Source organism: Devosia sp. (assembly GCF_017307565.1).
Lineage (GTDB): Bacteria > Pseudomonadota > Alphaproteobacteria > Rhizobiales > Devosiaceae > Devosia.
Window position 1 is genome coordinate 1 of sequence record NZ_JAFKHD010000042.1, and the last position, 8,186, is coordinate 8,186.

Consider the following 8,186-nt stretch of genomic DNA (forward strand, 5'->3'; position numbering starts at 1 on the left):
CAGGGAGATTCCCGCTTTCGCGGGAATGACGCCGTGGGGAGGATAGGCAGAGAGCGCTTCGCCCCTTATTCCACCGTCACCGACTTCGCCAGGTTTCGCGGCTGGTCCACGTCCGTGCCCATGAACACCGCCGTATGATAGGCCAGCAACTGCACCGGGATCGTCGCTAGGATCGGCGCGACGAAGGGGTGCACATGCGGAATTTCGATGATATCGGCCACGCCGTGCCCGACGGTCTTGGCGCCCTCGGGATCGGTGATGAGAATGATCTTACCGCCGCGCGCCGCGACTTCCTGCATGTTGCTCAGGGTCTTGTCGACCAGCTCGTCCGATGGCGCCACGACAATCACCGGCATGGCTTCGTCGACCAGCGCGATCGGCCCATGCTTCAACTCGCCGGCAGCATAGCCTTCGGCGTGGATATAGCTGATTTCCTTGAGCTTTAGCGCGCCTTCCATGGCGATCGGGAACATCGGGCCACGGCCGAGATAGAGCACGTCCTTGGCCTTGGACAGGCGCTTGGAGATATCGACTATCTGGCTTTCGGCGGCGAGCGCCTTGGAGACTGCAGACGGCAGCGCCACGAGCGCCGCCACCAGTTCGGCTTCCTGCTCGACGCTCACCACGCCGCGCGCCCGGCCGGCTGCCAGCGCCAGACTGGCCAGCGCGGTCAGCTGCGCCGTCAGCGCCTTGGTCGAAGCAACGCCGATTTCCGGGCCGCAAAGGATCGGGAAAACCACGCCGGATTCGCGGGCAATGGTCGACTCCACCGTGTTGACGAGGCTCGCCACATGCTGGCCCTGGCCGGCGCAATAGCGCAGAGCCGCCAGCGTATCGGCGGTTTCGCCCGACTGCGAGATGAACAGCGATAGCCCGTTCTTGTCGAGCGGCGGTTCGCGATAGCGGAATTCGCTGGCCACATCGATATCGACGGGCAGGCGCGCATAGCGCTCGAACCAGTATTTTGCGACGGCGCCGGCGTAGTAGGCCGTGCCGCAGGCGCTCATGGTCAGGCGCGAAAGATCGGCGAAATCAAAGGGCAGGTTCTCGCGGATCGCCACCTTTTCGGCGCCCATGTCCACATAGTGGCTGAGCGTATGCGAAATGGTTTCGGGCTGCTCGTAGATTTCCTTGGCCATGAAATGGCGATGGTTGCCCTTGTCGACCAGCAGCGCAGAAGCCTGCGAGAGCATCTGCTCGCGCTGCACGATGGCGTCCTTGTCGTCACGGATGGTGACGCCGGCTGGCGTGATAACGGCCCAGTCGCCGTCTTCGAGATATGTCAGTCGCGAGGTGAAGGGCGCCAGCGCCATGGCGTCGGAACCGAGATACATTTCCGTCGCACCATAGCCCACAGCCAGCGGCGCACCGTGGCGCGCGGCGATGAGCAGGTTGCCCTCGCCCTTGAACAGGAAAGCCAGCGCAAAGGCGCCCTTGAGCTTTTTCAGCGTGCGGGCAACAGCCAGTTCCGGATCGGCGCCATTGGCCAGTTCGCGGCTCACCCAAAGGGCGACGGATTCGGTGTCGGTCTGCGTCTGCGGCAGGTAGCCGTCCTCTGCGAGATCAGCGAGAAGCTCGCGAAAATTCTCGATGATGCCGTTGTGGACGACGGCGACGCGGTCGGTGGCATGCGGGTGGGCATTCTGCTCGGTCGGCGCACCGTGGGTTGCCCAGCGCGTGTGGCCAATGCCGATATTGCCGTCGAGCGGCTCCATGCCCAGCTTGGTGGCAAGGTTGCCGAGCTTGCCCTCGGCCCGACGCCGAGAAATGGCGCCGCTTTCGAGCGTCGCTACGCCCGCGCTGTCATAGCCCCGGTATTCCAGGCGCTTCAGCGCGTCGACCAGGCGACCCGCAACCGGCTCGTTACCGACAATGCCAACAATGCCGCACATGTCATTTCCCCTTGGCCGCCAGCTTGGCCGCCTTTTTCGCGAGCGCCAGCTCTCGCAGTTTGGGCGCATAGCCCGGCTTTGTTTCCTGTCGCGCCCGGCCAAAGGCCAGCGCGTCGTTCGGCACGTCCTGCGTAATCACGCTGCCCGAAGCGGTGTAGGCGCCGTTGCCGATCGTCACCGGCGCCACCAGCGAGGCATTCGATCCGATAAAGGCATTGTCGCCGATAACGGTCTTTTCCTTGTTAACGCCATCATAATTACAGGTGATCGTGCCTGCGCCGATATTGGTCTTTGAGCCGATCTCGGCATCACCCAAATAGCTTAGGTGCCCCGCCTTGGTACCCGCGCCGATCTTGGACTTCTTAACCTCGACGAAATTGCCCAGGTGCACGTCCTGGCCCAGTTCGGCCCCGCCGCGAATGCGGGCAAACGGCCCGATGGTGGCGCCTTCGCCGATCACGGCATCCTCGATATCGCAGAACGAGCGGATCTCGACATTGTCGGCGATCTTCACGCCCGGCCCGAAGACCACGTTCGGAAAAATCGTCACGTCGCGGCCGATTTCCGTGTCCCAGGAAAACCACGTGCTCTTGGGATCACGCAAGGTGACGCCATTTTCCATGGCTTCGATGCGCTTGAATTCCTGGAACGTCGCTTCGGCCTCGGCCAGCTTGACGCGGTTGTCGACGCCGACCAGTTCCCTGGCATCGGCCTCGATGAAATCGATGCGGCGCGCATCGGCAGCGGCCAGCTCCACCGTGTCGGTGAGGTAGTACTCACCCTTGGCGTTCTTGTTGTCGATGCGGTCGATCACCGAACGCAGCACGTCGCCGCGGAAGCCGATGATGCCGGAATTGCAGAGGCCGATCTTGCGTTCGTCCTCGGTGGCGTCCTTATGCTCGCGAATGGCATAGACGCGGCCGCCTTCGGTGAGGAGGCGCCCATAGCCGGTCGGATTGTCCGGACGGAACCCCACCACGACCATATCAGCACCGCCATCGAGCTTGCGGACGATCTCGGCAATGGTTTCCTGGGTCACGAGCGGCGTATCGGCATAGAGCACCAGAACGTGCCCTTCGGCAGCCTCATAAGCCTCCCGCGCCTGCTGCACGGCGTGAGCCGTACCCTTACGCTCGACCTGCTGGGAGATAAGCGCATCCGCCTCGAAGCGCAGCACGGCTTCTTCCACGGCATCGTGGTTTGGCCCCACGACAACTGCGATGGCGGAGCCAGCGGCCTTGGCCGTGCGCAGCACGTGGCTGACGACGGGCAGTCCGCCGACAGCGTGCAGAACCTTGGGCACGGATGATTTCATCCGAGTGCCCTCGCCCGCAGCAAGAATGATGGAGAGTAGTTCGGTCATCGCGGCGCTCCAGCTTGCGCGTTCTTCTTAGCCCATTGCCACAAATTTATGGCCGCTGTCATTGGTGAATAGATAACCAATGTCACATTCTAATAGCGCGTAGTGCCCTTTGATTCGTTGGGCCGTCGAGGATTGATAATTGGTGCAGAATTCAGAACAGTTTCGGCAGTCCGACGTGACAGTCTGGGGAATGGCCGCGCTTGTCTGTGTCGGGCTTGCCGTTCTCAGTGCCAATGTTGCCGGCATCATCCCCTCGAACGCGCTCAACGCGCTGCATTCTCCGCGCAATGACGCCACCTCGCTGGCACAACTGCGCCAGCAGGTTGCTGAACTGCGCTCGGAAACGGCGCTGCTGCGCCGCCAGAACGAAATTCTCACCACCCGCTTCGCGCTGCAGGAGCGCTCGGGCAACGAAACCGTCCGCCGCGTTGGCGCGCTCGAGGTTGCGATGCCGGTTCTCGCCGATATCCGGCCGGTCCTCGGGGGCGTAGATCGCTCCGTCACCACGGCTTCGATCGCCGGGCAGAAGTTTGATGCCGAAGGTGGCACCGTTGTCGTGCGCCAGTCGCCCCTGCAACAGCCCCTGCCCGCGCCGATCCCCCAGGCCAGCGCGGCATCCGGCGTCGATATCGGCTATGCCGTCGCCATCGGCCCCAGCTTTGCCTCGGGCCAGGCACAGGCCCAGTGGCATGACTTCGAAGTGCGCCTGGGCTCCGTGCTCAGCGAAATGAAGCCGCTTGTTGCCGATGCGACCGAAAGAAACCAGCAGCGTCTGGTCGTCGGTCCGATTCCGCAATTGTCAGATGCCAGAGATCTTTGCCAGCGCCTGGAGCAGATGGAAATCGCCTGCACGCCCGCGAATTATTCGGGCGCGCCGCTGAATTAAGTCATTGGGCTTCCCCAGCCTTGCGCGGTTCCGGCGCAATACTTGTTGACACCGGAACCATCCTGACTATTTTCCGCGCCAACGCCGCAGGGCGTTACCTGGAGCGCTTTTCAAAAAGCGTGACCACCAAATAACGATGCGCCGGTAGCTCAGTGGTAGAGCATTCGACTTTTAATCGAATGGTCGCGGGTTCGAACCCCGCCCGGCGTACCACTCCCCTTCACAGATCAGCCGACCAGGCCCAGTTGCTGGGCTGAATGCAGCTTGGCATAGACGCCATTGCGACCGAGCAGCACGTCGTGCGGCCCTTCTTCGGCGATGCCGTTTTCCGTCAGCACGACAATGCGATGCGCGTGGCGCACGGTGGCGAGGCGGTGCGCGATGATCAGCGTGGTGCGGCCCGATGAGAGGTCGTTGAGCGCCTGCTGAATGGCGGCCTCGGTTGCGGTGTCGAGCGCAGAGGTCGCTTCATCAAGGATCAGGATCGGCGGGTTCTTGATGAATATCCGCGCAATGGCCACGCGCTGCTTTTGCCCTGTCGAGACCGGCAGGAAGCCCCGCGATCATTTCTTCCAGCCGCGCGCGGCGGGCTGCCTCCATGATGGCCTCATCGGTAGCGTTGAGGTCGCCATAGGCGATGTTGGAGCGCAGTGTGCCACCGAACAGGAACACATCCTGCTGCACGACACCGATCTGCCGCCGCAGCGAGGCCTGGGTCATGTCGGCAATATCGATTCCGTCGATGGTGATCCGCCCCTCGCTCGGATCGTAGAATCGCGGCAGCAGCGAGCAGAGCGTGGTCTTGCCGGCGCCCGAAGGGCCGACGATGGCCACGGTTTCGCCGGCGGGAATGTCGAGGTTCACGTCCCGCAGAATGGTGCGGCCTTCGTCATAGGAGAAGGACACGCCCTCATAGCGGATATGGCCATGGAGCCTTTCGACCTCGACGGCATCCGTACGATCGGCGATATCGGGCTCAGTGTCGATCAACCGCGCAAAGCGCCGGAAGCCGGCAATGCCCTTGGGATAGCTTTCGAGCACGCCGGTGATCTTGTCGATTGGCCGCAGGAAAACGTCGACCAGCAGCAGGAAGCTGACGAAGCCGCCATAGGTCAGCTCGCCGACCACAACCAGCCAGGCACCGAAGAGCATGATCACCAACTGCACGATGCGGGTCGAGAGGAAGGTGATCAGCAGGCTCGTCGTCATGATCGCATAGGCCTGCAGTTTGGTCTTGCGATAGGCGAGGTTATTGTCCTGGAACAGGCCGGATTCGTGGCCTTCATTGGCAAAGGCCTTGACCACGCGAATGCCGCCGATGGCGTCTTCGACGCGCACGTTGAAATCGCCGACCCGGCGGAACAGCTCCTGCCAGTTCTGCGTCATGCGCGAGCCATAGCGGCCGACCAGCCAGCTCATGACCGGTACAAGCGCCACGGCGATCAGGGCAAGCTTCCAGTTGGTGAAGAACATCAGGAGGAACGCGCCAATAAAGGTCATCACGGCGATGAACAGGTCTTCCGGCCCGTGGTGGGCGATTTCCCCGACGTCCTCGAGATCCTTGGTCACGTGGGTGATCAGGTGTCCGGTCTTGTTGTTGTCGAAGAAGCGGAAGCTGAGCTTCTGCATGTGGTCGAAGGCCTGCCGGCGCATGTCGGTTTCCATCGACACGCCGAGCACGTGACCAAAATAGTTCACGATCGCCTTGAGCCCGGCGCTGACGACGTAAATGGCCAAGAGCCCGGCACAGGCCGCAAGGATCAGCGAATAGTTCGATTCCGGCAGCAGCGTGTCGATCACATAGGCGACCGCCAGGGGGAAGGCGAGTTCGAGAAGGCCCGCGAGCACAGCGCAACCGAAGTCGAGAATGAACAGCCCCGTATAGGGGCGATAGTAGGCATAAAAACGCTTGAGCATCAGGCTTGGTCCATCAGGAAGGATACTGGCCGCGATGGTCGGCCGGCAAATACCAGACCGGTTTAGTCACATTTTTTGGACAAGGCAACGCCGGGCGCCGCTGTCTTGACGTTGCCACACGACTTGGGCATGAGGCCTCATACGCCGCACCGTTCCAGGTCCCATGTCTTCCTGCTCCACCGACATCGATCCCTATGCCGAACTCGACAATCGGGCCGATGCCGCAGAGCTGTCGGAGGAATTTCGGCCGCCAGTGGCTATCAATCGCCGCCGGCCGATCAGCAGAACCCTCGGTCATCCGGGGCGTCGTCGCGGTTGATGGCTGTCAGAATCGGGCCCTGCCGCTAATATCCCGCACACCAGTAAATTGAGGAGGCGTCGTGTCTCAGGGTACCATGGACCTGCTCAAGGTCCTCGCGGCGGTCGCGCTCGTCTTTGCCACATCGACCCTGGTGATGCTCTACGTCATCTTTCTGATGGCGCAGTATGGGGCCAACCTGCCCATGGTCGGCGCCCTGCCCCTGACCGCGCCGCCCGAGCTTATCCCCCTCCTGGCGCAGAGTCAGGTTTTCGCAACGCTCGCTGCCGTCCATGTCACGGCCAGCGGCATTGCACTGCTCTTGGTCTCTCACACGATCGACATGGCGCTGCTGATCACGGCCAAGGCGGTGACGGTGGTCATCACCTCGCTCATCGGCTTTGCCGGCGGGCACATGATCTATCTGCAGCTCAATGAAAACACACCGCTATCGGCGAGCAGCATCTCGCCGGCGCTGATCGCGCTGGCGGGTTATTTCCTGCTCTCGACCGCGCTCAGCGTGCCGACGTTGCGGCAGCTAGGCAATCTGCGCTTTGCGGTGGCAGTCGGGCTGATCCTGATCGGGCCAATGTTGTTGGTGTGGCTCTAGTGGCCTCGTACGGCCTCAAGCCGCCAGCGTCACCACGATCGCGCCCTTCGGCGTTGCCACGACGGTGTGCTCATACTGCACGCAGGGCGCCATGGGATCGGCAACCAGCGTCCACTCGTCGTCTTCGCTCTTCTGGGCAGCGTATTGGCCGCCCATCGAGAGGAACGGCTCGATGGTGAAAACGAGGCCATTGGAGATTCGACGCCGCTCCGAGCGGTCAGGCCAGGTCGGGATTTCCCCCGGCTCGTCGTGAAGGCTGTCGCCCACGCCGTGGCTCGCCAGGTTCCGGATCAGCGTGTAGCCGCCTTTCTTGGCGACCTTCCCAATGGCAGTGCCGATATCGGCCAGCGGCGCGCCAGCCTTGACGGCATTGATGCCGGCCCACATGGCCTTCTTGCCATCACGGCAGAGCGCGTCGAGCCGCTTGTCGCCCCTGCCGAGGATGTAGCTTGCGCCACAGTCGGCAAAGACCCCGTTCAACTCAGCCGAAACGTCGATATTGACGAGATCGCCCTCGTGCAGCACCCGGTCGCCCGGAATGCCATGGGCGATCTCTTCGTTCACCGAAATGCAGGTCGTGCCCGGAAAATCATAGGTCACGATAGGCGCCGAAAGCGCCCCGTGCTCGGCCAGGATTTTGGCGCCGATCTCGTCGAGTTCAAGCGTCGTCATGCCTGGCCGCATGGCCGCGGCCATGGCGTCGCGCGCCACGGCACAGATGCGGCCGATTGCCTTGAGTTTTTCCAGCTGCTCGTCGGTGGTGATGGTCAATGATCAGGCCTTGTTGGCGAGGTAGAACTTCAGGAGACCCTGGGTGGAGCTGTCATGCCCCTCCCCGCTCTGCTCGCCCTGAACCTTGGGCAGCAGCGCCTTGGCGAGCTGCTTGCCCAGCTCCACGCCCCACTGGTCGTAGGAATTGACGTTCCAGATCACGCCCTGCACGAACACCTTGTGCTCATAGAGCGCCACGAGCGAGCCCAGCAGCTCCGGCGTCAGCTGCTTGTAGAACAGCGTGTTGCTTGGACGGTTGCCCGGGAACACCTTGTGCGGGGTGAGTTCCTTGATCTTGTCCTTGTCGAGGCCCTGCGCCTTGAGTTCGGCCACGACCTCTTCCTCGGTCTTGCCGAGCATCAGCGCTTCGGACTGTGCCAAAACGTTGGCCACAAGCTTGTCGTGGTGCGGCGGCAGCTTTTCATGCGGCTGCGCGGCAATCAGGAAAT

Annotated in this window: 6 protein-coding genes, 1 tRNA gene and 2 pseudogenes; 4 read left to right on the plus strand and 5 right to left on the minus strand. The window is 62.4% G+C overall.

Going from position 1 to position 8,186, the window contains the following annotated elements; all coding sequences use genetic code 11:
- Positions 1–65 precede the first annotated feature (65 nt).
- Both glmS and glmU read right to left on the minus strand, forming a co-directional pair.
- On the minus strand, positions 66–1,892 hold the full coding sequence (glmS, locus tag J0I64_RS00725) for a glutamine--fructose-6-phosphate transaminase (isomerizing) (protein WP_291405450.1): 1,827 nt from the start codon (positions 1,890–1,892) through the stop codon (positions 66–68).
- Between the two features lies 1 nt (position 1,893).
- On the minus strand, positions 1,894–3,255 hold the full coding sequence (gene glmU, locus J0I64_RS00730; protein WP_291405452.1) for a bifunctional UDP-N-acetylglucosamine diphosphorylase/glucosamine-1-phosphate N-acetyltransferase GlmU: 1,362 nt from the start codon (positions 3,253–3,255) through the stop codon (positions 1,894–1,896).
- Positions 3,256–3,394: 139 nt separating this feature from the next.
- Here glmU and J0I64_RS00735 point away from each other — a divergent pair, with 139 nt between their 5' ends.
- On the plus strand, positions 3,395–4,141 hold the full coding sequence (locus J0I64_RS00735; protein WP_291405454.1) for a hypothetical protein: 747 nt from the start codon (positions 3,395–3,397) through the stop codon (positions 4,139–4,141).
- A gap of 138 nt (positions 4,142–4,279) precedes the next feature.
- Positions 4,280–4,354: transfer RNA gene (locus J0I64_RS00740), tRNA-Lys, on the plus strand.
- A gap of 14 nt (positions 4,355–4,368) precedes the next feature.
- Here J0I64_RS00740 and J0I64_RS00750 read toward each other — a convergent pair.
- A pseudogene (locus tag J0I64_RS00750) lies at positions 4,369–6,058 on the minus strand (ABC transporter ATP-binding protein).
- 163 nt (positions 6,059–6,221) lie between these two features.
- Between J0I64_RS00750 and J0I64_RS00755 the strand changes: the two are divergent.
- Together J0I64_RS00755 and J0I64_RS00760 are read left to right on the plus strand one after the other, a co-directional pair.
- Entirely contained in the window at positions 6,222–6,377 is a 156-nt protein-coding gene (locus tag J0I64_RS00755) for a hypothetical protein (protein ID WP_291405460.1), read from the plus strand.
- Between the two features lie 61 nt (positions 6,378–6,438).
- Positions 6,439–6,966: a hypothetical protein gene (locus J0I64_RS00760; protein WP_291405462.1), complete on the plus strand. Its 528-nt coding sequence runs from the start codon at positions 6,439–6,441 to the stop codon at positions 6,964–6,966.
- A gap of 15 nt (positions 6,967–6,981) precedes the next feature.
- Here the strand turns inward: J0I64_RS00760 and map are convergent, their stop codons facing one another.
- Both map and J0I64_RS00770 read right to left on the minus strand, forming a co-directional pair.
- Positions 6,982–7,737 carry a type I methionyl aminopeptidase gene (gene map, locus J0I64_RS00765; RefSeq protein ID WP_291405464.1) on the minus strand — a complete coding sequence of 252 codons (756 nt, stop codon included), beginning with the start codon at positions 7,735–7,737 and terminating at the stop codon, positions 6,982–6,984.
- Between the two features lie 3 nt (positions 7,738–7,740).
- A pseudogene (locus tag J0I64_RS00770) lies at positions 7,741–8,186 on the minus strand (glucose-6-phosphate isomerase); the annotation flags it as partial.